At 43.3% G+C, this 23,879-nt stretch carries 20 protein-coding genes and 1 riboswitch; of the genes, 2 read left to right on the top strand and 18 right to left on the bottom strand.

All coding sequences use genetic code 11. From position 1 onward, the window contains the following. The first annotated feature begins 404 nt into the window (after nucleotides 1–404). Nucleotides 405–575 carry a hypothetical protein gene (locus THEAE_RS23400; RefSeq protein WP_211233491.1) on the top strand — a complete coding sequence of 57 codons (171 nt, stop codon included), beginning with the start codon at nucleotides 405–407 and terminating at the stop codon, nucleotides 573–575. A gap of 47 nt (nucleotides 576–622) precedes the next feature. Here the strand turns inward: THEAE_RS23400 and THEAE_RS0107720 are convergent, their stop codons facing one another. From THEAE_RS0107720 to THEAE_RS0107695, 6 genes are all read right to left on the bottom strand, one after another. Further along, entirely contained in the window at nucleotides 623–1,978 is a 1,356-nt protein-coding gene (locus tag THEAE_RS0107720; protein WP_028987072.1) for an IS4 family transposase, read from the bottom strand. Nucleotides 1,979–2,526: 548 nt separating this feature from the next. Then, complete coding sequence (locus THEAE_RS0107715) at nucleotides 2,527–3,525, bottom strand: LacI family DNA-binding transcriptional regulator (RefSeq protein WP_028987071.1); 999 nt, start codon at nucleotides 3,523–3,525, stop codon at nucleotides 2,527–2,529. 175 nt (nucleotides 3,526–3,700) lie between these two features. Next, entirely contained in the window at nucleotides 3,701–4,558 is an 858-nt protein-coding gene (locus THEAE_RS21965) for a sugar phosphate isomerase/epimerase family protein (protein WP_052329851.1), read from the bottom strand. A 21-nt stretch (nucleotides 4,559–4,579) separates the two neighbouring features. Beyond that, nucleotides 4,580–6,250 carry an ABC transporter permease gene (locus tag THEAE_RS0107705; protein WP_028987070.1) on the bottom strand — a complete coding sequence of 557 codons (1,671 nt, stop codon included), beginning with the start codon at nucleotides 6,248–6,250 and terminating at the stop codon, nucleotides 4,580–4,582. A 24-nt stretch (nucleotides 6,251–6,274) separates the two neighbouring features. Beyond that, nucleotides 6,275–7,321, bottom strand: a complete 1,047-nt coding sequence (locus tag THEAE_RS0107700) for an ABC transporter ATP-binding protein (protein ID WP_028987069.1) — start codon at nucleotides 7,319–7,321, stop codon at nucleotides 6,275–6,277. A gap of 57 nt (nucleotides 7,322–7,378) precedes the next feature. Then, nucleotides 7,379–8,413 (bottom strand): extracellular solute-binding protein, encoded by a 1,035-nt coding sequence (locus tag THEAE_RS0107695; RefSeq protein ID WP_028987068.1) that lies wholly within the window; start codon nucleotides 8,411–8,413, stop codon nucleotides 7,379–7,381. Between the two features lie 439 nt (nucleotides 8,414–8,852). On the opposite strand from THEAE_RS0107695, the gene THEAE_RS0107690 reads away from it, so the two are divergent. Next, entirely contained in the window at nucleotides 8,853–9,056 is a 204-nt protein-coding gene (locus THEAE_RS0107690; protein ID WP_028987067.1) for a DeoR/GlpR family DNA-binding transcription regulator, read from the top strand. Nucleotides 9,057–9,491: 435 nt separating this feature from the next. On the opposite strand, the gene THEAE_RS0107685 is transcribed toward THEAE_RS0107690, so the two are convergent. From THEAE_RS0107685 to THEAE_RS20345, 12 genes are all read right to left on the bottom strand, one after another. Beyond that, nucleotides 9,492–9,845 (bottom strand): Uma2 family endonuclease, encoded by a 354-nt coding sequence (locus THEAE_RS0107685; protein ID WP_028987066.1) that lies wholly within the window; start codon nucleotides 9,843–9,845, stop codon nucleotides 9,492–9,494. Between the two features lie 143 nt (nucleotides 9,846–9,988). Further along, nucleotides 9,989–10,369, bottom strand: a complete 381-nt coding sequence (locus THEAE_RS20365) for an RpnC/YadD family protein (RefSeq protein ID WP_211233490.1) — start codon at nucleotides 10,367–10,369, stop codon at nucleotides 9,989–9,991. A gap of 203 nt (nucleotides 10,370–10,572) precedes the next feature. Continuing rightward, nucleotides 10,573–10,980, bottom strand: a complete 408-nt coding sequence (locus tag THEAE_RS20360; RefSeq protein ID WP_156920576.1) for a hypothetical protein — start codon at nucleotides 10,978–10,980, stop codon at nucleotides 10,573–10,575. After that, on the bottom strand, nucleotides 10,973–11,158 hold the full coding sequence (locus THEAE_RS22945) for a hypothetical protein (RefSeq protein WP_156920575.1): 186 nt from the start codon (nucleotides 11,156–11,158) through the stop codon (nucleotides 10,973–10,975). Before THEAE_RS22945 ends, THEAE_RS20360 begins: the two co-directional genes overlap by 8 nt. A 286-nt stretch (nucleotides 11,159–11,444) precedes the next feature. Next, a complete protein-coding gene (locus THEAE_RS0107670) occupies nucleotides 11,445–12,680 on the bottom strand; it encodes an O-acetylhomoserine aminocarboxypropyltransferase/cysteine synthase family protein (RefSeq protein WP_028987065.1) in 1,236 nt (411 codons plus the stop codon). Nucleotides 12,681–12,803: 123 nt separating this feature from the next. Then, nucleotides 12,804–12,974 carry a hypothetical protein gene (locus THEAE_RS23525; RefSeq protein WP_425426398.1) on the bottom strand — a complete coding sequence of 57 codons (171 nt, stop codon included), beginning with the start codon at nucleotides 12,972–12,974 and terminating at the stop codon, nucleotides 12,804–12,806. A gap of 181 nt (nucleotides 12,975–13,155) precedes the next feature. After that, nucleotides 13,156–13,289, bottom strand: a riboswitch (SAM riboswitch). Nucleotides 13,290–13,509: 220 nt separating this feature from the next. Then, nucleotides 13,510–14,061, bottom strand: a complete 552-nt coding sequence (locus THEAE_RS20355) for an RpnC/YadD family protein (protein WP_211233489.1) — start codon at nucleotides 14,059–14,061, stop codon at nucleotides 13,510–13,512. Nucleotides 14,062–14,074: 13 nt separating this feature from the next. Continuing rightward, nucleotides 14,075–14,932 (bottom strand): hypothetical protein, encoded by an 858-nt coding sequence (locus THEAE_RS0107650; protein ID WP_028987064.1) that lies wholly within the window; start codon nucleotides 14,930–14,932, stop codon nucleotides 14,075–14,077. A 217-nt stretch (nucleotides 14,933–15,149) separates the two neighbouring features. Next, nucleotides 15,150–16,073: an Rpn family recombination-promoting nuclease/putative transposase gene (locus THEAE_RS0107645; protein WP_084213479.1), complete on the bottom strand. Its 924-nt coding sequence runs from the start codon at nucleotides 16,071–16,073 to the stop codon at nucleotides 15,150–15,152. Nucleotides 16,074–16,250: 177 nt separating this feature from the next. Beyond that, complete coding sequence (locus THEAE_RS0107640; RefSeq protein WP_028987062.1) at nucleotides 16,251–20,984, bottom strand: DUF3320 domain-containing protein; 4,734 nt, start codon at nucleotides 20,982–20,984, stop codon at nucleotides 16,251–16,253. A gap of 595 nt (nucleotides 20,985–21,579) precedes the next feature. Then, nucleotides 21,580–22,137 carry an RpnC/YadD family protein gene (locus THEAE_RS20350; protein WP_052329845.1) on the bottom strand — a complete coding sequence of 186 codons (558 nt, stop codon included), beginning with the start codon at nucleotides 22,135–22,137 and terminating at the stop codon, nucleotides 21,580–21,582. A 659-nt stretch (nucleotides 22,138–22,796) separates the two neighbouring features. After that, on the bottom strand, nucleotides 22,797–23,795 hold the full coding sequence (locus THEAE_RS20345) for a DGQHR domain-containing protein (RefSeq protein WP_052329844.1): 999 nt from the start codon (nucleotides 23,793–23,795) through the stop codon (nucleotides 22,797–22,799). Nucleotides 23,796–23,879 lie beyond the last annotated feature (84 nt).

Below are 23,879 nucleotides of genomic sequence, written 5' to 3'. Positions count from 1 at the left end.
AGTATACCCCATTTTACTGAGAAGCGCAGCAGCGATTGGATTCTCTGATAGTAGGATTGAGTTTCAATATGGACGATGATCAGCCAATAAGATTTGTTTAAAAAAAACGCAGACGATTTTTGAAAAATAAACCGTCTGAAATCCCTGATGTTCAACGCCCGTTTGAAGAGGAGCTCCTGAAGGAAATTAAATCCTATTATCGTATCTGGCTCACATGATAAAGCACTGCCATCGAAGGCAACACCCTCACTGAAAGTGAAACCAAAATCCTTCTTGAGGATGGGTTAACGGTTGGAGGAAAACCGCTTCGGAACACTTTTGAAGCCCTTGGACATGCACAAGCATACGATTTCATGTTCACCTAGGTTAGAAACAGACGGATCACCGAGGCGGATGTCCTAACCATGTACCGTATATTTTACAAAGATATCGACCCGAAAGAAGCCCGCCGATACCGCAATCGTCCTGTAATCATTACCGGATCCAAGTATGCCGTTACCGAAGTTGAAAAGATTCAGGAAGAAATTGATCGATTATTTGAATGGGCAGCAAAGGATCGAGATAAGCACCATTAGGTCGAGTTTGAGCTCAACTCTATAAAAAATTTATATTTATCCATATCTCAACTTTCGCACCCCGGAATTACGAATAAACGCTTGATATAACCGGGCAATTCGCTAATCCACTTCTGTAATTGACATAGCAGAGCGGTGCTTTCCTTCGGTTGATTCTTGAGCAACTCTTGAACAAAAGCCATTAACTGACGTAATGCCGTTTTTAAGTCTATATTCGTTACTTCATCAGCAAAAAGATAAAACATCCCTCCGAAGGATCGCTCATCTGTATTTTGCCTTCGTTCCCACTCAAGAACGAGATAACGGGAAAAAACAATGGTTGTATGGCTTATCATCAGGTCAAAAGAGCGGCCTTGGAATTCAGAACCTAATTTCAAATACGATTTTGCCATTTTAAAGAAAGTCTCAATGCTCCAGCGCATGCCATAAATCCTTACGATTTCAGCATTCTCTAGGGAGAGGTCTGTTGTCAAAATCGCGAGCCATTCTCTCCGGTTGTTCCGATTCTGGACGAAGACGATCTTAAGCGATAAGCCTTGAGGCGTCTTAACCATAACAGAGCCTTGAATCTCTGCTTTTGGATTTTTAGGAATCATCTCAAAAAGTTCATGCAAACCTACTTTCTTCCCTTTGAATATATACCGCTGTTTAAGCGCTTTAACCATTCCAATGACGTGAAGACCTTTGCTCATGATCTCCTGAAGAAGAGGTTCGTGGGTAAACCAACTGTCCATGAGTACGTAGTCCGCTGTAAATCCGGCTTTGAGTGCTCGGTCAAGCATTTGTATAGCCGCATCCGGTTTGTGCATCACGGCTTCTTTCCGCCGCTTATAGCCACTGGAGCGCTTGTCTAAGTCCTCACGCATTTCCATAAGGCGGTTTGAAGCTTTTGCAGAACTCATCAAGGTAAAATCGATCGGCGCAAAACTATACCCATCAGACCAGCCCAGCGTTAATAGGTTATATCCCCGAACGAAATGTCCCGAAACATGATCAAAGACTTTTGCCAACAGTTCTACCTTTTTGCTCCGTTCCCGGCGCAAGACAGAGTCATCGATGATAAAAACGCGGATGCGATGGGAGGAGATGAGTTTCTCAAAGCCAGATACAATCCTAAGACTTAAGGATTGCAAAAAGCGTCTCCAGTTAAAACGGGTTTCATTAAGGAATCGATAAACCACATCTTTTCCGGGGAGAGATTCCGTTCTCCCGCTTCCTAGTAACCGAAATAGATTGCGTCCTTGGAAGACCAGCAGAAAGATGATTTGAAAAACAGCAAAACTGGAAATGCCAGAGGCCTTGCGGATACCGGCCTTTCGCAAAAGTTCGCCCACTTTAAGATGTGAAAAAACAGAGGAAAGTTGCTGCTTATACTGTTCAGACGGAGAGTTGTGTAGTAACATATTGCTATGCACCTTTCTGTTTGGAATGATGGTCAGTTCGTTACTTCCATTTTACCAAATTGGAAAGGTGCTTTTCTGTCAAGAGATAAATTTTTTAGCTTAAAATGAAGTCGTTGTCTGGGTTTTACCTAATTTACGCACTGCGAAAGTTGAGTCCATATCTTTATCGATGGAAACGGAAGAATTGCTCGACTGTTAATGAATACAGCCCTCATACAGGATGGGTATTTGAACGGCGTGATTCCGCCAATTTTACGACAAGAGAATATAGGCTTACTCGAGGAGAAAGCCATCGTGATGATCGGCCATTTTGGACTTTATTGCCGAATGTGTACTGGAGTCAGAGAACGAAATGATGCGACTGCTAAGCATCCTATTCCTAAAAATGGAATAATACTCCTTAAATATATCCCGTTTTACTCAATATTGCAGATGCGATCAGATTCCCGCACAGGAAATAATCCCTCCAATATTTCTTCTTCAGTTCCACCTTCAAAGTACAAGATCTTATACTTTTTTCTTTACGTGCAATGTGGGGTCTAATCTTTCTAACGACTACTCTTACGGATCATTAACTTATGGGGAATAATCACTTTCTTGGGGAGCTCACGTCGCTCCTTTAATTGCTCCATTAATAACTCGACAGCAGCCCCTCCCATATACTCAGTGTAGATTTTGACCGTAGACAATGAAGGATAAGTGAACCTCGCCATCGGCAGATCATCAAAACTAAATATAGAAACATCTTCCGGAACGCGGATTCCTGCCTCCTGAAAAGCACTCAATACACCCAGCGCCACCGTATCGGAAAAAACGATAAATGCGTCCGGTATGGGTTTACCCATCAGCCGATTTGCCACCTCATATCCGGAAGAAGGTGTCGGTTCATCTGTGATGAAAATCAACGACTCGTCATAAATCCCATGATATTTGGTCAAAAGGCAAAAGCTTTCTTTACGAAGATCGGGAATGCGATCTTTGTTCTTCCCCACGTATTCGTTCTTTCCTATAAAACCAATTTTCCGTAGCCCTCTATTCAGCAAGTAATTGATTACATCCGAAACGGCGGAAAAAAAATCTACCATTACACTATCATACAAAAGAGGGGCGGGCGAGGAATCTACGAACACGAGCCGTTCCGCTTTTTCTGCCAAACGAACCACTTCTAAGTCCGAAAATTTTCCAATTGCAATTACTCCATCGTATAAATTCGGCTGATGGCCTTGTAAGAAAGATTCCACTGTATAATATTTTTGAAACTCAACATGCTCATTTCGACATTTTTTCTCAGCGCCTAAACGTATTTCACTATAATAAGTATAGAGATGTTCTTCTTCCTCCCGATACCACATGATCATGGCGAAGCGCGGGCGATTGATTATCGTTTTCCGATTACGAGGAGGACGATATCCTAATTCGTCCGCCAATTGTAAGATTCGTTCCACAGTCTCCGGAGCGAAGGAATACGTTTCGTTACCACTTAACACCCTTGATACCGTGGCAACGGAAACGCCCGCCTTATCCGCGATATCCTTCAAAGTAGGCATAATTCACCTCAAGATTTGTGTTTTATTATAATGTAACTTATTTTTAGGAAAAACCCAACCTTTTTACATTCAAACAAACAGGGAAAAAAGATCGATTTCAAATGTAAAATAAACGACCATAGGCAAGACTTAGACCCTCCGAATGAAGTTGGTTAACATGCAATCCCGGGGTTATTTATGAATTCCAAAATAGATCTATTTTTCTCGAATCTTCTATGAGTTCTTCAAAGCGTTGAAAGCTTGTTTCCACAACGATAATCCCACAATACCCCTTTTCTTTTAAGGCCTTAAACAATGAACGAAAATCAATCATACCCTTTCCGATACTTAAGTGTAAATCGCAAGTACCATCATTGTCGTTTATATGCACATGAATGATATCGGACAAAAGGGCTCTGACGAAATCATCTGGGCGTATACCATTGCGGTATGCATGTCCGCTATCAAAAAGCGCCCCCACATTGGGACGTCCAACCGCCTGAAGAATCCCATCCAATTGACTCGCAGTGTAGACCACTTCCGATGGAAGGAGTACGTTTTCTACTGCCAGCTTCATCATAGGGGAGTATGTGGCAATCAAATCCGACAGTTCCATAAGCGCTTCAACTGTAAGGGATCGAGCCTTGGACTTTCGTATCTCACTCGTTTCGATAAGGTGCCTTTTTTCCACCGATGATCCTTCCGACGGAATATCCATCATTCCAATCGTACCGGGATGAATAGGTAACACAGTGGCCTTCAACTGGGCGGCAAACTCAATTGCTCGCTTAATTTCATCGATTATTTCGCTACGGATCAACGTGTTAACGTGACCGATATCTAAATTGGTTGGTATATGCATCGTCACCTCCGGGCGAAAATCCTCAACTAGCCCGCGAATACCCGCAACATAAGAAGACGGATCGAAATCATGCAAATGAAAAGGGTATTTGATTTCGACCGCTTCGTAATAGCCCATCCCCAACAAGATTTCGCCCATACTGCGAATCTCCTTCTCCTGCCAGAAAAGAGGAATATGATACCCTTTCTTCAACGGGTTCACCCCCACATAACATCAGAATTTGAATTCTCCAAATCTGCCAATATTTTGGAAAAGCATAATGATCACCATTGTAATTACGACCTGGATTACACCATAGGTCATAGATAACCCGATATCGAAGTCGTACATTGTATTGATCATCTCTACGGATATAGGCACATTATGAACCGTGTACATCAATGCGGAACTGGTATAATCCCCAAACGCGCCGACAAATCCGAGCAACGCCCCTGCCAATATGCCCGGTAGTATAATCGGTACAACAACACGTATAAACGTTTCTACCCAAGAAGCTCCTAAACTGCGCGACGCTTCTTCCAAGGATGGATGTAACTGAAGAAGGGAAGCGTTCGTTGACCGAACAATTAATGGGAGCATTCCAACAAAGTAGGTAAGCGGCAAAATCCAGTACGTACCAACCAATACCATGTTCAAAGAGAACGGATTTGGAACGTTAAATCCATTGATCATATTAATAGCAACCGTACTTGCAGGCAATGCCCAAGGCAACATGACCAGTAACTCAATCAACCAGCGGATCTTTAGCTTTGTCTTGACAATTACGTATGAGCTGATGCTTCCGACCAAAACGGCGAGTGATGTGGCAATCACAGACATATTGATGCTGTTGATGAACGGCTGAGCGACCCCCGGCTCAGAAAAGAAAAGGATATAGTTGTTAAGGTTGAAGTGCTTGGGGAAGATATCTGCGATCCATGTTCCTCTTTTAACAAAAGATAGCAATACCAATGTAAATATAGGAAGAGCGATCGTCGCTATAAGCAGAATGGAAATACCGATAAACAATCCTTTTAACCACGGTTTTCGAATGGGCAGGGTCCCTATCACGAATCCTTTTGGAGACAAACTGTAATCTTTCTTCGTTTCATACCAACGCAACACCATTAAAAAGAGGACGGAGATTAAAGATAACATAATCCCCTGTACGGCAGCCAGCCCAAAGTAATTATTCACTTTCGACATCAAGATCTGAACGCTCATGACGCGGTACGAATCTCCGAGCAATGCCGGTGCAGCAAAAGAGCCTACAGCCGTCATGAATGTCAATATCGAAGATGCGACGATTGCTGGTGTCAAAAGGGGAAGCACCACATTCAGAAAAACCTTCAGATTACCGGCTCCCATATTTTTTGCCGCCTCAATAAGAGAGAGATCGATTCGTTTCAGAGCGGCTGAAACATTAACATAAAAGAAAATATACTGAGTGTAAGCATGAATGAACAAAATTCCCCAAAATCCCCGTAAAATAAAAGGCGGTTCTTGCAGATGAAATAAAAATTGAATGCTTTTCGTTACCAATCCGCTTTCTCCGTACAATTGCATAAAAACAAGCGTCGCCACTACACCGGGAAGCATAATCGGCGTTAGTAAAAATATATCCAATATTTTTTTCCCCGGAAATTGAAACCCATGAACGAAAAAAGCCAAAGCCGTACCAATCAAACCACAAACAATAACGGTAGCCAAACCCAAAACAATGGTATTTACAAAGGCCTCCATATTCTTCGTATAAGTGAAGAACTGAAAGTAATTACCCAAATCGAAACCATTCTCAACAATTAAACTGGTTTTAATCGTGCTAAGTGTCGGATATAGAATAAATCCCACCAATACCCACAGAATAGGTAATAAGGAAAGATAAACGACAAATTTTCTTCTCATAGACACCTTCCATTTGCCTCCTCCCTAATTCTCCGGCACAAGGAGAATCGCAGTGGGATCAACAGATAAAAAAATCGTCCGACCTATTTCCAGACCGTCATCATAACCCGTGGTGTGCGGCTTCTGAACTTTGAACTGAATCCCTTTCACGTCCACGATAAAAGTCATATGGCTCCCATAAAATTGTTCCCACTTGATAACGCCCTCCCATTCATTTGGAACCTGGCGTGCATCTTTGGAAAGAACGATAGAAGTGGGGCGAATCGATGCATATGCTCCCTTGTGAGCATTATTCACCTTTAAATGAATGCGGTTTTCTATTGTATACCCTCCATCATCCTTTTGAACAGGAAACAAGTTCGTCTCACCGATAAACCCCGCAACAAACGCGTTAACGGGCTTATCGTAGAGCTCCCTGGGCGAACCAACCTGTTGACATACCCCCTTATGGAAAACCGCGATCACATCTGACATGGTTAATGCTTCCGTCTGATCGTGTGTCACATAGATGGTCGTGATACCAAGTTCTTTTTGCAACGTTTTCAATTCAGCCCTCATCGTTTCCCTCAACTTCGCATCCAAGTTGGACAAAGGTTCATCTAAAAGGAGGACTCGTGGCTCCAAAGCGAGCGAACGGGCCAATGCGACCCGTTGCTGCTGCCCGCCGGAGAGTTCGGAAATTCTCCGATTCTCATAACCTTCCAACTCTACCATACGTAAATACTTTTGAACGCGCTGTCGGATTTCCTGTTTCGTGTGCTTTCTTAATTTCAATCCATAAGCAACGTTCTCATAGACATTCATATGAGGAAAAAGTGCATAATTTTGAAATACCATTCCAACCTTCCGTTTTTCAGGTGCCATATACGTGACCCGTTCATGACCGATCCAAATCTCGCCTTCGTCCGGCTGTACGAACCCTGCGATCATACGCAACGTTGTCGTTTTTCCACAACCAGACGGTCCAAGTAAGGTAAAGAATGCTCCTTCTTCCACCTCAAGCTGAAGGGAATCAACCGCTTTTATTACGTCAAATTTTTTGGTTACATGTTGCAAAACCACTTTAGACACTTTTCACCCATTCCTCCCGGAAGACATTAAGAAGTTTCTCTCCCTAACTCTCTCAATTTACTTATCCACTTTTGCTGAATCCCGAATGTTATCTTCGAAATACTGAATCCATTCCGATTGATTTTCCGCAAGGTTATCCCAATTGATGTTCATCGGTTTATAATCAAATTTTTTCATCCACTCGGGCGCCTTTGACATTGCATCCGGATGCGTTGGCATACGATTAAATTGGTTCGCCAATTTTTCTTGAATATCTGCCCTTCCGACGAATTCTACAAATTTCTGTGCGGCATCCTTATGCTTTGCACCGTTAATGATAGCAACTCCATCCGTTATGATCGGGCTCCCGCTTTTTGCTCTCACAATGGTAAAAGGCATTTTATTTTTTTCAATATTGTCAATAACACCATCCAAAGTCCAGAAACTGATAGATCCTTCTTGCCGTGCGAGGGATTGGAACATAATCGAAGAGTCGGATACATATTTCTTAACATTACTATCCATCGCTTTAAAGAAATTCCATCCCTCCGATTCAAGAGTTCCCTTCTGATAAAAATAATCCATAAGACCCGAGAGCGTTGCACGGGAAGCAGCAGAAGTCGTACTTCGGAAAATAATTTGGCCTTTATATTTTGGATCACCGAGATCGAACCAATCCTGCGGTGCCTTATCGGCGCTTAATGCATCGTGATTGTAAAACAGCACTACCGGCGTTTGGATTGTCCCATACCATTTGCGATCCACGTCTTTAAAGAGTGGATCGATCTTTTCCGCCCAAGTTGGAACAAATTCCGACAGAAGTCCCTCCTTTTTAAGTTGGTTGAAGACGGAAGAAGGATTTCCATAAATCACATCGGCTTGGGGGTTTTCTTTTTCCGCTCGAATTCGGTCAACAAGCTCCCCGCCACCCATCGTCAGATACGCCACGTCGATACCCGTTTCATCCTTGAACCATTTGGAGACTTCAGACATGATTTCCTTACCATGCGGGGAATAGACAACCACCTTCTTCCCCTCTCCTCCACCTGCCGAACAGCCAATCATCAAAGCGAATAACGATAGCACTATCATTGCAGCGAATAATTTCTTCACCCTGTTTTCCCTCCCAATGAATTTTTGGCTACGTCTATATTTTAATCAACGGATGTAAAAACAGGGTAAAAGTAGTGTAAATTATATGTAAATTAAAGCTATATATTGACGCAAAAATATTAAATTGATACCATTTTTTGCGTTATATCATGCAACAATTAAAATAGCCCCATCTCCCTAATGGAAATGAAGCCTGACACAAGCACCACATCTTTCTATATTTCTCGGTATCTAAAAAATCGAAGAAAATCATCACGAACGCATTAAAAGGTTGAAATTGAACTGAGCGACCAAGAAAATTTAAAATTAGTGATTATCGGTGGATGACTCAGAACCAGATTGCTATCTTATGTCGGTTATGCAGCCACAAACAGCTTATCCTCTTACTATGCCGATAAAGCCTTTGTTTCTTGTACCAGCGATCATTTAGGATTTAAACGTGTTTGAGGCAAAAATTCGCAAATTAATGATGTTTCATTCGGAACAGAGAATTCACTTGGTTGACTATACTAAATTCGGTAAAACCGCATTCAGCTTATTCGCCAATTTAAGCCAGGTTGATGTGATCGTAACCGATTTAACTCCGGAAAATGATTGTCTGACCGATTTTGAACAAAGGGGCATTAAAAGCGTGGTGAATTAAATGCGTGATGAGCAGTAAAGATGAGGAGGCAATAGTAGAGTACAAAACAACGTCTAACGTTATTTTTGTAAGAGTGTGGGGTTCTATGTAGATCAAATCTCCAAATGTGGAACGGGCGCAATTGTCATCCTTGTCAAAGTTGTCAACACCAAAACTAAGTTACCCCAAAAAGCCACAGAATTTTTTGGACTTGCTTATGCTGCTAAACCAATACTACGTCTATATGTCATGAGACTCATCACCCCGAGTTCATTTATCGATTTGTCTCGGGAATATTTCCCGCAAATCTACACTCAAACACGAAACGGTTCGTGCAGATAGTCTATCTTGATCAGTCATGTGGCCTCCAGGAGATAGCGTCCGTTGTCCAACACAAATTGCTCCACCAGTCGATAGGTCGGATCGACTACTCAGTATTCCTTCACATCTAACCGTTCATGCAGCCTTTTTTTTAATCGTCTTATCCCTTGTTCCAGTGCTTTCCGACATGATTTCCACTACAAGATCAGGCACGCCAAATATATAACCGTCCCGGATGATCTTCACCCGTTCCCGACTTATGTTAATGAGATCCAGCTGTACGATGTTCTCTTCATCAAAATGAAAATCCAGAGGTGCGAGAAATTTCCCCTCCTCACCACAGGAGAAAAGCAAGGTATAAATTCGATAGCAGTTTTCTGATGAACATAGGAGAAGATAAAAAATATAACGAATACCATTAATGATCTCATAACGCTCGGAAATCTCATATTCGCCATGCTGTTCTTTGATGTTATCATCTCTTATCATTCTTTGTCTTGGCTCAAGCCATCTCATTTTCCACCCATCATCTGCTTTTCATCCAAAAGAATAACTTAATCAATTACTAGTGCCATAAACGATACAGATAATTACTAACTGTCTTTCCTTCTCGTTAACTCGATAATATTAGCTCAATTCTTCCCTAACAACTTTTTCAATTCTTCAATCTTCTCTAGCGGTAATTCTGTAATATCCCGAATAATATTCACATCCATCCCCTTTAAGAGCATCTTCCGGGCATCTTCCATTTTTCCTTGCTCAATTCCCTTTTCAATTCCTTTCTCAATTCCTTGTTCTATTCCTTGTTCAAATCCTTCTTCTCTCCCCCGTTCATATCCTTTCTTCTCATAAGAGTTCATGATATTCAGGATCGCCTCAACTTCCTCTTGCGGTAGCTGCCCAATCTCTTCGCGCAATTTCCTCTCCTCCTCTTCGTTTAAGTTTAAATAGGTATCGAAGAATCCCGTAATCAGGTTGAGCCGAGCGGGATCTAGTTCAAGGCGTGTGATCATGCGTAGAAATTCCTTCTTCACCTCTACCAATCTCGCTGCGCTTCCAAGTTCTTCACGTGTTTCATGGGCTTCGCTCCAACACGAGGCTCGACTCTCTCTTTTCCTTTACGGGTTACACAATGACGATGCGGCAGAATTCACGGTCGTTACGGCCTGTGGCGCATATTGTTCTCCACTTTCGATGATAAAGGAGAGACACCAGCTTAACTCTTCGCCACATATTTCAGCAGACGAATCGGCTCGTCGGTCGCCAGTTCCACTTTTTCTCGATCAAAAATGAAAATTTGTTTCTTTCTCCAATTCACAAAAACTTTGTATGCATCCGGCTCTTCCGGCTCTTCGTATCGGCCATGCACGAGAACTGTCTGAAACGATGAATATTCGGATAAAACATCTACTTCTTCTTCAATGTTCACTTTGCGACGTTCCACAGCAACTTTTCGCACAACCGGATCCTCATCATCGGGATAAACCAATCCTATTTTAGCCGGGGTGACAAAAACAAGCAGGTGGACCGGCTCATTTTCTTGGTTCAGGTATCCATGCAAAACATTTTGCCAACCGAACACGATGCTGCCCGGCTCAGCTTCGATAGTATCACGGTTACTCACAAAATAAGTCAAATTTCCGGACAACACCAATGCGCAATCTTCTCCGAATATGCGCCTCCAATCCTTGCCGATGGGGGAAGAGAATTTCGTACAGTCTGGTGTTTTTTCCCTTGCTGGTGTGAAGCAGTTCGTTTTTATGAACAGGAACCGCAGGGATAGAAAGCTGTATTTTTCTCATATATCTCTCCTTTTTTATAAAAAATTTTAATCAACATTCGCTTAAAAACTTTGTTCCAAGGTCGCAGGGGACGATGCGGTAAGGGCGCGATCATCTTAAATCGCGCCAGCGCCATCTGCCTCCTCTCCTCTTCGGATAACCGATTCATGCTTTTTCCCCTTAGGGTTTGACCGGACCGGTTTCACTGCCATTCTGGATAAGCAAGCTAACACGTATGAATGAAATTTGCCACCATTTTATACGCGAACGGTCTTTTATACCAATAACTGTACCCATTGATGCTACTTTACGCCAGACTTTCGTCCAGCCACGCTTTCAGATCCTCCGGATCCTCCAATCCCACCGAAATACGGATGAGTCCCGGTGTGACACCGGCCTTCAGGCGCGCCGCCTCCGATAGCCGACTGTGCGTCGTCGTCCACGGGTGAACGACGAGCGTGCGCACATCCCCCACATTCGGTGCTTGGAGAAGGCGGCATTTTTCAAGCAAGCGGGCGGCGCCTTCCAAGCCCTCTTTCACTTCAAGCGTGAGGAGCGTCCCGAACCCGCGTAAGTATCGCTTGGCCCGTTGATGGGAAGGATCCTCAGGAAGAGCCGGACAGCGCACCTTCCATACCTTTGGATGCCCTTGAAGAAACGTGGCCAGCTCCAGCGTCGTCCGGCTCGCCCTCTCCACCCGAAGCGGAAGAGTTTCCAATCCCTGAAAAATGAGATAGGCATGAAAAGGCGAAAGCACCATGCCCATCAGCGAAAGGCCGAGCTGCCGCACACGGCTCATATATGCCTGGGGGCCGAACGTCGACCAAAGGCTCTTCCCTTCTTCATCAGGTGTCGTATAGAGGGTGTACCTTTGCCACAGATCGGTTTTTCGTACGAGCACGGCACCGCCTAAAACCGAGCCGTGCCCGGAGGCCCACTTGGTCAGACTTTCCACCACCACGTGGGCACCGAGGCTTAAGGGCTGGGCAAGAGCACCCACTGCCCCGAAGGTATTGTCAACGATGAACGCGATCCCGTGCGCTTCGGCCAAGGCAGCAATCCCCTCAAAATCAGGGATCGAAAGATCCGGATTGGAAAGTGTCTCGACGAAGATGGCCCGCGTACGATCGCTCAACACCGCGGCCATTGCATCCCTTTCCGCCGGTACATAGTGTACTTTAATGCCCATGAGTCCAAGAATCTGATTGAAAAGGCCTGTAGTCTGCCCGAACAGACCGGTGGCGGCGATGATCTCATCTCCGGCCTGGAGCAAAGCGATGAAGGACGCCAGCGTCGCCGCTTGACCGGAAGCAAAAACCACCGCATCCTCTGCGCCTTCCAGTGCCGCAAGCCGCTCTTCCAACGCCCGGTTCGTCGGGTTTTGCAACCGGCTATACGTGTACCCCTCACCCGTGGCAAAACGCCGCGCCCCCTCTTCAAGAGATGAAAAGGAAAAAGCAGCCGTCGCATAGATCGGTAGACCGACCGCGCCGTACGGATCGTCCGGAAGACCGGAAAGCACCGCCTGTGTGTCATACCGCACGACTTTCACCCCCCATTTCCTTCAGGCAACCTATGTACATTGCCTCCACCTCCATCTTCATACGTTTCATCCGCATCGAAATCCACATCCGTCCGCATTCCGCGTACATCACCTCAAGGTCATTCATCGAGAATGCAAAGAGGCACCCCCGACTTCCTCGCTAAGCTCTCTTCTCAGCGCTTTGGACGCTTCGACCATGTTCCGAAGCGCTGCGATCGTCTCCGGCACGTCCCGCGTTTTGAGCCCGCAGTCGGGGTTGATCCAGAAGCGTTCCTCCGGGAGAATACTTAGCACTTGCCCTTCCGCGGCGGCGTCCAGCTCCGGAACGATGTAGTGACCGTTCGTGTTGAAGCACTTTGTTATCTCACCCGCCTATCCCCATCCCTGCTAAAACCGGAACCAGATACGTCAGTCAAGGGTAAAACAAAAATCCTCTTCCGAGATCGAAGAGGATTCGCTTCCACACGATTCGCTCTTCTTATCTCTCAGGACATCTATCCTGCAGGAATTAGCACCTTTCCTTTGCTTCCTGCTGAAGTTCATCTTCAACAAGGAATAGGCGGTTGCCGGGCTTCATCGGGCCAGTCCCTCTGCCACTCTGGATAAGAAAGCTTACAATGATGAAATTTATCGTTATTTTATACGCTCATCGTCGTCTTGTCAAGTTAAAAATTGTTGTTGTGTTGTACGTCTGTGATTCCCAATCGTAACTTTAATTCACATCAAGTATAGCACTCTGCACTGTCCCCCTAAAACATCCGGTTTGCTTGCGTCCATCAAGACGCCCAGGCGGACCTACTGCCGATCCCAACCTTAACACTTACAATGTTTATAACGACTTTTTCAATTCTTCAATCTTCTCCATCGGTAATTCAGTAATTTCCTGAATAAAATTCACATCCATCCCCTTTTGAAGCAACTTTCGGGCTGCCTCCATTTTTCCTTGCTCAATTCCTTTTTCAATCCCTCTTTCATATCCTTTCTTCTCATAAGAGTTCATGATATTCAAGATCGCTGCACCTTCCTCTTGCGGCAGCTGCCCAATCTCTTCACGCAATTTCCTCTCCTCCACTTTGTTTAAGTGTAAATAGGTATCTAAGAATCCCGTAATCAGGTTGAGCCGAGCGGGATCTGGTTGCAGGCGTATGATCATCCGTAGAAATTCCTTCTTCACTTCAACTCTCTCTTCTTTAGTATATCCCATTTTACTGAGAAGTGCAGCAGTGATTGGATGATCATACCGAAATTGAAGGACCTGGAGCTCCGGGAGTTCAATGGTAAATGCATCCGGTTCATCATGTTTCTCATCATAGCAAAATACCGCAATAGGCAAAATCGGGCGGCGATGGTTCTCATAAAGCCGGCTATAGTAAATGAACATTCTTTCATGAAAGTCATTTTGATTTTTTTTCTTTTTTAATAAATCTTTTCACCTCCTCATTATGCTTATCCCTTAACCGTTCTAATATCACATTACCGTTTTCATCAATATAACCAATATTACGATTAAGAATCATATCGATCGGATTGTTTGGATCATGAAATAATATACTGTATGTTCCCATTAATTTAGACTCACGTAGTTGATCCGAGTAAACAAGTCTGATTAACGTGTTCCAGTCCTCGATTTTGACTGAATGAAATTCGACATCTTCTGGAGAGGCTATAGGTAATTCAACAAATTCACCAGACGCAGCTTTGTTAAACAAAGAAATATCGGCTATTAAATCAAATATAGAAATACTGAAATTTAATATATAATCTTCATAAGATATTCCTTTCGGTAATACAAAGAAATCAACTCTTACATTTTTTTGGTTCCTAATTTCTACTAAAGCATCCAAAGGGCTCACATTCATCGGAGGGAGAGAAGATGTGTTAAAAAGAGCAGGTATATATATACTGCAAACCGGAAATGAGAATAAATTCTCCTGTTTTACTCCTCCAGTATGTCTGGGGCACCATACTTTTTTATGATTATTTTTAAAATTAATAACAGGTGGTTTGATTAATCCTTCCCGTTCATCAAAAAAACCATGCCAGGAAACCGCGTTTATCGGTTCTGGAGACTGAACTATTCCTTTATTTGTTACAAGAGATGCAATCTCAAAAAAATTTTTTTTGGCTGCATCAATGATGATGTCGACCTCGCCTTTATCCGTCATATATCTCCCCGGTGTTCTTTGTAACTTCATCCGTAGCAAACATCTATTATCTCTGATTATCCTAATATATTTTATTTTATTTTTCATAAATCATATCCCTCATTATTGACATGAATCTATGCTAGAAAACATCCAGCATGGATGTCAACGTGCTAAACGCTTTTCATTTGTTCCCTAAAAGCCATCCAGTTAGCTATTCAACTCTTGGGAGGATTATCTCATGAATGTAATCTATACACTAGGACTTTTTACGATTTTGGAAAAAAATAAATCCAAAGCACAGTGGTGTCTCCATGCTCATCGCTTACGATCTTTCTAACGACTTTTTCAATTCTTCAATCTTCTCCAGCGGTAATTCAGTAATTTCCTGAATAAAATTCACATCCATCCCCTTTAGAAGCATTTTTCGGGCATCTTCCATTTTTCCTTGCTCAATTCCCTTTTCAATCCCTTGTTCATATCCTTTCTTCTCATATGAGTTCATGATATTTAGAATCGCTGCACTTTCCTCTTGCGGCAGCTGCCCAATTTCTTCACGCAATTTCCTCTCCTCCTCTTCGTTTAAGTGTAAATAGGTATCGAAGAATCCCGTAATCAGGTTGAGCCGAGCGGGATCTAGTTGTAGGCGTGTGATCATCCGTAGAAATTCTTTCTTCACTTCAACTCTCTCTTCTTTAGTATACCCCATTTTACTGAGAAGCGCAGCAGCGATTGGATGGTCGTACCGTAAATAATCTCTCCAGTTTTTCTTCTTAAGTTCCACCGTCAAATAACGGAATTGAAGGACTTGAAGCTCCGGGAACTCAATGGTAAACGCATCCGGTTCATCATGTTTCTCATCATAGGAAAATACCGCAATGGGCAAAATCGGGCGGCGATGATTCTCATAAAGCCGGCTATAGTAAATGAACATCCGCTCATGAAAGTCATTCTGATAATAGGATTGGGCTTCAATATGGATGATGATAAGCCGCTCGACTCCTTTGATCTTCGTTTCTACCAGAAGGTCAACCCTCCGTTCGCCACCTTTCACCACATCGGTATAGACTTCCTCGGAAAGGAAGGTGACCGAGTCGAAGGAAATGAGAGGATGAAAATTTGGAAAGAACAGCAAGATGAAATCTTCGAAAAAGATTTTAATCAATTCTTTAAATAAACGATCATGATGAATATACTCCGTCTTGCCCTGGTTGTCTTGTTTATATTGCTGATTCTGTTTCTCCTCCACCGTTCATCACCTCACTCGATACAATAGATAAAGCGAACATACATGCCTATATCGAGTATAGCAGATGAGACGATGGATTGCAAACATATTTTCGGATTCTCATCAAATACCGACTGTTTCTCCCGCTTTCCACTTTGTTTGCGGAGGTGGATGCTGCTAATCAATTTCAATTATAAATTATAGGGAAATCTCGTTCGTTAAAATACAATGAGATCCCTGCTTCTCCAACACGTTCTCTGCTATCATCTTAGAAATAATCTTTTCAATGCGATCCTTCATTTCCTCCGTTACTCTCATAAAACCCAATAATCTGCAAACAGCAGGTGTAATGTCATCTTCTTTTATCCCCAACGCAACGGAGACTACTCTTTCGATGGCAACCCAGATCTCTTCCGTTGAAACCAAATCCAGTTTTTTGGATGAAGCAGGAAGGTGACTGCGATCTCGAATATCCGGTCGCTTCATCCCTTCTAACCAGAGAAAATCTCCTTTTATTTCAACTTTCCCCAATCGGGCTAACGCTCTGCAAGCCTTTTCCACCGCTTCCTGTATGCGATTGCCTGCACGTTTAATGCCTGCTGCCTCACAAATTCTTTTTATAACTTCATGAATATGCACAGGGCTCTCGACTTTCACCACCTCTAGGACCCATAATGCAATCTGTTGGGTTGGAAGCTTATGAAATTCGAAACCGAACATATCGATGTTTAAACTAGCACATTGATAAGGAGTTACAGATTTTTGTTCTTCCCGCGCAATGCTATCTTCCCGTTCCAGAGAAAAAACATTCGTAATTTCTTCCCGAACTTCCACCAATATGCTTGACTTTATTTGGAGCCGTACTTTCTCAATGGCCTCAGCAAGCCGTTTTTGTTCACGATCCGGATGGCGAAACCAGTCGGTACTCCATATCCGGTGAATGTACCACCCCAATCCCTCCAGCACTTGTTGCCTTAACCGATCACGATCCCGCGCCGACCTGGCGCTATGATAGGTGGCTCCATCGCACTCCACCCCCAGCACATAACGGCCAGGCGATTCTGGATCGACGACGGCCAAATCGATGTAGAATCCTCCGGATCCGACCTGTTTTCTCACTTCATATCCCATCGAGCGGATCGTCTCCGCCACCACTTCCTCAAAAGGAGAGTCCGCCTCCCTGTCCGTGTCCTTGGGAATTTCCAAGATGCCTGTTCGAGCGTATCTCAGGAACGTTTTCAGTGCTTTCATGCCTTGGGCTTGAGTACGACTTAAATCGATATCATAATCTGTCATATTGGCAAACACTTCGCAACGAAAGCGAGCGCGAGTGATCAGCACGTTCAGTCTCCGCTCCCCTCCGTCGCGATTTAGCGCTCCGAAATCCATGGATAAATACCCGTCTTCGGTTTTGCCGTAACCGATACTGATGAACATTACGTCCCGTTCATCACCTTGGACATTTTCCAAATTTTTTACAAAGAACGGTTCATGGGGATGCGCTTGGAAAAACGATTCGCATGACGGGTCCTCCTGACGCAAAAGTTCCAGCTGGTCTTGAATTGCCTGCATTTGCGCAACGCTGAAAGCGGCAACGCCCAATGATAAATGGGGATACCGCTTGGCGTGCTCCATAACCGCCTGTGCCACGGCTCTGGCTTCTTCCGCATTGGTTCGGTTACGCCCGCGGTCATACCTGCCATGCGGCAGGTAATGAAACACCAGTCCCGAACGATCTTTTTTCAAGTCTGGGCTTGGAAAAACCACGAGCCGATTGTCGTAAAACTCCAAGTTGGACACAGCGATTAATGATTCGTGCCGACTCCGATAATGCCAACGGAGCATCCGCCGTGGCGCATTTTGAGCCAAAAAGAGCCCCAAGATACTCTCCATATCGCCAACGGTGTTATCCTCTTCGCTTTCTTCCCCTTTGGTGAGTGAATCAAAGAAATGGGTCGGAGGCATTTGTTTGCTGTCTCCAACGACTACCACCTGTTTTCCTCGAAGAATGGCTCCGAACGCGTCAACCGGCTTAACCTGACTCGCTTCATCAAATATTACCAGGTCAAATTTCACACTCTCCTGCGGATGATAGGTAGCGATCGAGAGTGGCCCCATCATAAAGACCGGTTTGAGGGCTTGGATTGCATAACCAGCATTTTCCATGAGCCGACGAATGGGCAGATGTCCCCTTTTCTTTTCAAATTCACGCTTCAGAACCCCCAGTTGTCCTCCTGCATCATACTGGGGAATCTTTTTCCAATGGATTTCGACCAGTTTCATTTTGTTGTATTCCAAAAGAGCTCGATCCAATTCCTGAAACGTTTCCACCACATGACGATGGCGATCCCCATCAAACTGGGCCAAAACAGACCGTTCCTGAAAGGCTTGCTTGATCAACGCATCATACCATGTAAAACGGAAAAGATCGGTTAATCGCTGTGAGGCATGTTCCCAAGTGCGGCTGAGCGACACGATGGCCTCCAACTTTTCCTTGTTGCATGTGTCGCACAGCAAGTTATAGGAAACTAACGTTTGTATCGAATCTGCATGATCCACCCAACTCTTAAACTGCTCATTCAACTCTTGAAACGCTTGATCCGAAAGCGACTGACAATTTCCGAACTTAACGGAAGTATTAAGCTCCAGAAGGTTTTCCAACTCTGCACCACATTCTCGGAACTGCTCCAATTGTTGTCCGACCGTTACAATGCTGTTTTCTAATTTCGTTCGATTCAAAGGTGCGGTTAATAGAGGAATGATCCATCCCGGAATATGGCCAGATTGGATCTCTTTGTAGAATGGAAACAACCATTGAACCCACTCGTTGAAGCGAACCCAATCCGATTGCTCTTTCTTCCAATGCACACCAAAACAAGAAGAGCCCACGGCGTCCATGCTTTGAATGAACTGTTGATGACGCTGTGTTTCCATGATATCCTCGACAACTTGAAGGTCATCCAATTTTTTACCAGAGCTGTCCTTATATAAACGAAACAACTTCTTCTTTGCTTTTCGATAGGATCCCGATAACCATCGCAACCATTTTTTGTGATACGTCATGAGCGTTTGGCGTATATCGAGTAGATCCTGATCCCACGCCTCGGGAATCAGGATATCCCGGTATCGATGTTGCAATGAAGAAAATTTTAATCCCGACGATACGAGATGTTGGATTTCATCCACTTGTTGCGTCCATTCGTCCGCATCGATTCGAACCCCTTGCAAATCTGGCGCTTCTAGTATTTTACTTGCGACAACACCGACCATCTCGACATCTTTTACGTCCTGAATAGTTTCTGTGCGCATTATTTGCGCTAACACTCGTGAAGATTCCTTTAAGGTTTCGAAAGCTTGTTTCGTCTTAGTCACCGTCTCCCTTAACTTTCCCACTTCCGTTGGCAAAAAGACGGTTCGGCCGCTTCCCCAAAACGGATGCTCCTTTGGATTTCCCAACGCACCCAACAGTTTCTGGAGTTCCTCCACGAGCAGAATACGGTGCTGAAACGTAGAGCGATCCCATTTCACCATCCCGTCGATTTCCAGAGAGGGGAAAATAAAGTCGTCACCAAACTTGTGCCTGAAACGCACCAGTTCACCTAATAGTTGATAAGGGGTTAACCCACTTTCCCCCACCGGTGTATGAATCCCCACACAATAATCATTAAGCCGTCGACGAAAATTCTCCAGCACTTGAACCTCTTCGTCAAAATCTTTCACTTTCGGTTTTCTCAATTCCAACGTTCTGGCCAATTCGTTAAGGAACGTTTTTTTGTTAGTTTTGTGGCTATGTAATTCGAGACAGGCATCCCCCAATCCAACGTGATCCAGCCGTCTTTTGACCACTTCCAAGGCAGCCATTTTTTCCGAAACGAATAATACCGTTTTCCCACGGGCCACCGCTTCGGCTATGATATTGGTGATTGTCTGTGATTTTCCCGTTCCTGGAGGACCCTGGATGACCAGATTCCGGCCACTGTTCACATCGAGAATTGCCTGCAGCTGCGAGCTGTCCGCATCCATCACATGATGCATATCGTGGAATGAAACATGCGGATCCATAAAATCGTCATCTTGAATAGCGGAAACCGGTTCCGAAAATCCGTCATTTAGCAAACTAAGAAGGATATCATGTTCGGTAGGCTTCCATTCTTCCGGCCAGTTGGTTACGTCTAAATCCCGGTACATAAGAAACTTGCCAAATGAAAAAAATCCCAGAACGATGGCCTGTCTGTCCACCGACCACCGAGGCTCGCTCTGAATTGCTTCTTCCACCTGAAGAAAATATTGAGCGACATCGATTTCCTCTTCTTCCGGAAGAGTTGGAATGGAAATCCCGAATTCCGCCTTCGCCTTTGTGATCAGGGATAAGTTGAAGCCAATATCTTCCTCAGTGGAAGATACTCTGAACCGTTCCCGCGCATTTATCCGTTCCAGTTTTACCGGAATCAAAATCAGTGGAGCCTTTCGAACCTCTTTACTGCTTTCGGATTCATACCAGCGCAACATTCCAAGAGCCATATACAATATGTTAACGCCCTGCTCTTCAATAAAAGTTTGAGCTGTATAATATGTATTTAACAACCTTGCTTGTAATTGTTTTTCTGTCAAATTCGTATTCAACTTAGGTTCCGGAACGCGCTGTTGGGATGGTAAAAGATCCTCTTGCGAAGAGAGCATTTCTTTTTCATTTACATTAGATTCCGTTTCAGAAAGCAGCAATTCGTTCTCATTTTCTCTCTTGGGCAAAAAGGTTACCGATTTTTTATTGCGAACCAGAATTTCAAAAACATCCTGCGGTGATCCATCCACCACTTCCAAACCACGGGCTTTCAAAAGACGGTAATTCAGTAGAGAATTCCGTAATCCAAGGTCCAGTAATTCTTGTCGAGCCTTCTCCAATTTTTGATACACGGACGGATTGCTGCTCATTCCCTCATCCCTCTTAATCTTTTTTGCCCATTTTTCGATCTATTTCACAAAGTTAGCATTTTTCTGTGGTTGTTTTTTAGGACAAATCATGATTCATTTCATATGCTTTTATTTTAACTCATCTTAATCCGCGTGCAAAACTCCTTTTCAATTTTCCAAGCGCTTGCCTGGTCAAATCCACAAAAATCGTTTCCTTCAAGACCCACAACATGGCCGGTCCCTACGGCTATCACAAGAAATAACCAACCCGCCTTCACAACGTAATGGAGCTGCTCTATGGAACCGAACGGGTACAAGAATTAAACGACCATCGACATCACCAGACCTGATTCGGTCGTTTTACCAATCGTTATCCACACATCTACCGTCATGATCTTGCAGATTTTTTTGCTGTACGACCGGAGAAGTACATAACCGGATAATGTATAACTGATCGAGGTGGCGTCAGGGCTAACCCTCCATGCGCCATGGGATGAACCAAGATTAGATTTAATCCGATATTGGCGAGGAAAGCGATCATCCCATTCACATCGTTTTTTGTGTCTTGTAAAAATAAAAATGCGGGAATAAAATTCCCGCAAAGACGGCTCATCGTTTACGATCTTTCTAACGACTTTTTCAATTCTTCAATCTTCTCTAACGGTAATTCTGTAATATCCCGAATAAAATTCACATCCATCCCCTTTAGAAGCAACTTTCGGGCTGTATCCATTTTTCCTTGCTCATATCCTTTCTTCTCATATGAGTTCATGATATTTAGAATCGCAGTACTTTCCTCTTGCGGCAGCTGCCCAATCTCTTCACGCAATTTCCTCTCCTCCTCTTCGTTTAAGGTTAGATAAGTATCGAAGAATCCCGTAATCAGATTGAGCCGAGCGGGATCTAGTTGTAGGCGTGTGATCATCCGTAGAAATTCTTTCTTCACTTCAACTCTCTCTTCTTTAGTATACCCCATTTTACTGAGAAGTGCAGCAGCAATTGGATGGTCGTACCGTAAATAATCTCTCCAGTTTTTCTTCTTGAGTTCCACCGTCAAATAACAGAATTGAAGGACTTGAAGCTCCGGGAACTCAATGGTAAACGCATCCAGTTCATCATGTTTCTCATCATAGGAAAATACCGCAATAGGCAAAATCGGGCGACTGATTTTCAAAAAGTCGACCTCTATGGCAGCAGGATCTGTAATCTCTCCGTTTTCGTTAAATAATCGTTAAATAAAGGAAGATTTAGTTGTACCTCAGTCCCGCCATAATTTATCCATCTGAACCTGAATCCACTGAAATGTTCTGGGGTGGGATCTTAGCAGATTCGATTCGAATCCATCATCATAGTTGATGATCCTTGATATTTTTTTAAACACCAAGACTTGGCGGTCTTCCTGCTTGCCTTAAAGTCAAACACCCGATCTTTCCATTCTTTAGGTAATGCTAACTTCGTCATGAAAAAAACCTTCATATTGATCTTTATGGAGGTCTTATGAATGCAACGGAGGTTGTAGGCGTGGAGTAATTGAGCTTACATAGCAGTCATACGCCTATACTACTATCTCACATATCTGACGGGTAAGAGGTTTCACCAAACTAAAAAAAGGCTAACAACAAACTCATCAAAGTTCATCTTGATGAATACTCGACCCATTTGGCTAAGGTCGCCGGATGAACGGAATTTACTTATTCGCAGATGAAGTGATCTCTTTGAAGAAACAGTTGGAGCTCTATTGTCGCCATATGGTTTACGAAAGATGCTAAAGTCTGGTTCCTTCTTAAGGATATTATAAAAATGGAGGGCTATTTCAACCCCCAAACTAAAAACTTAATCTTCTACTACAGAATTCGGTCTTATGTATATAGTTGTAATTCCCTGAATAATGCTTTCAGAAAATCTCTTAGGTGAATTGCCCGGCCGTAGTAATCTTTCCTTTGAAATATTGTCCTTTAATACTTTCACCACATCGTAAAATGTTTCGTAACTCAGTTTATCATATTTTGTTGTTGCTTTATCAATAACTGCTTTTGCACTTCTCAGTAACCCCTCAAATGAAACTGGTTTGTACATTAGATTTGATAATCTACTATCTATCTCCGTAAACACTTTTTGGCAAGCTTTTAAATAATTGTTGATAACAATATAAGATTTCTCCATAGGCAATTCTTTTAGCTCATTTTTTAAAAGTTCTATCACGGATTTATTAAATGTTATACGGGAAATTTTACCTTGAGTTCGCGTAGCCCTATCGAGTTTACCTTTAAGAACACTTGAATCATGGTTATAAAAAATGTCAAACAATTCACTGCAACGTTTTTCATCTTCTGTTTCATTTTTAAGTAGTGTCTTAACATCAAGCAAGAGTGCCTCTGGTACCTGTTCTTGATTTGTATTTATATCAATAAACAATCTTGCTTCTTGAACCCGAGTCAATTCTTCATAAATAACCACAGGAACCCTGATAGACTGATTTGCCTTTATAAACCCGTAGACCCTATGTTGTCCATCAATAATTAAAAATGCTTTTTCATCGTTTTTGAAAGAAATCGTCTTAGATTTTGAATTATATTTCAATTCAGATTGGGGTTGTGCAGATAAGATGATAGCGGTTGGAATAGAACCACTTCCTGAATCAATATAGGTTGCTATTTTTTTTGCCCTTTCCTCATTCAACACACGTTGAAACCCTTCTTTAGGATCTGCTTCCCGTGTGATTGTAAAACATGTTTCTCTCAGAATATAAGAGGGCATTGCAGCTATGTAAAATCGAAATTCACCTTGAGTAACAAGTATAGCTGCTATCCCTGAAGTATCAGATTTAACCAACTGACTCACCCCATTATTAATAAATTAATTTTAATATAGCATAATACCATATTAAATGATATCCTTTTCAAGGAGGTGTTTCTG

Source organism: Thermicanus aegyptius DSM 12793 (assembly GCF_000510645.1).
GTDB lineage: Bacteria > Bacillota > Bacilli > Thermicanales > Thermicanaceae > Thermicanus > Thermicanus aegyptius.
This window is presented reverse-complemented; position numbering and strand designations above follow the sequence as displayed.